Below are 766 nucleotides of genomic sequence, written 5' to 3'. Positions count from 1 at the left end.
ATCGCCGAGTCCGAGGCGACGTTCGCGAACATGCCCAAGGAGGTCTTTCTCGATGTGTGGCGGGCCACCGTGTCGTTCGTCGCCCCGGAACCGGGCTATCGCACTCCCGTGCCGTTGGGCCTCGTTCGCGGCGACCGCGACCGGACCGGCAACATCGCGGTCGCGATGCCTCGCTGGGCGCGGGCCGAAGGTGTGACCGAGCACGTCGTTCCCGATGCCGGGCATGTGGTCACCCTCGACGCGGCGGACGCGGTGAGCACGGTGATCCGGGACGTCATCGACGGTTGGGACGCGGCGGTCGAGGAGCGCTCGGCGTGACCGCGGACGAGGACCGGGCCGCGTTCGCCACGGCGATGGGTGACTTCCTCGCGTCGTGGAACCTGCCCCGGGCGACGGGCCGGGTTTACGGGCGGCTCCTGCTCAACGCGGGTCCTGTGTCGCTGGACGAACTCGGCGAGGCGCTCGGCCTCAGCAAGGGAGCGGTGAGCGTGGCCGTCCGCGAGCTGGTTTCCTGGGGGCTTGCCAGGACCATTCCGCAGCCGGGCAGTCGCCGGCTGCTCGTCGAGGTGGTGGGCGGGTTCGAGCAGCTCCTCGCGGCCAGTCACGAACGGACGCGGGCGTTCGTGCGGGTGCTCCGGACCGGAACGAGGAGCGCGGAGGACGAACGCGCCCAGGCCCGGCTCACGGAGGTCGCGGACTTCTTCGAGTCCTATGTGGACGCGGGAGAGCAGATGCTGCGAAACAGACGTTCGTAACGCGGCACCTG

The 766-nt window shown here is 70.5% G+C and carries 2 protein-coding genes; both read left to right on the top strand.

Annotation, left to right across the window (positions count from 1 at the left end; all coding sequences use genetic code 11):
* On the top strand, nt 1-318 hold a 318-nt coding region (locus ACLJPX_RS44240), incomplete at its 5' end, for an alpha/beta fold hydrolase (protein WP_410606084.1).
* Nucleotides 315-755, top strand: a complete 441-nt coding sequence (locus ACLJPX_RS44235; RefSeq protein WP_410606083.1) for a GbsR/MarR family transcriptional regulator — start codon at nt 315-317, stop codon at nt 753-755. The genes ACLJPX_RS44240 and ACLJPX_RS44235, both read left to right, overlap by 4 nt.
* Nucleotides 756-766 lie beyond the last annotated feature (11 nt).

The organism is Amycolatopsis sp. lyj-90 (genome assembly GCF_046549035.1).
Taxonomy (GTDB): Bacteria; Actinomycetota; Actinomycetes; order Mycobacteriales; family Pseudonocardiaceae; genus Amycolatopsis.
Note: the sequence above shows the minus strand (reverse complement) of the source record. Positions and strands in the feature narration are given on the sequence as shown.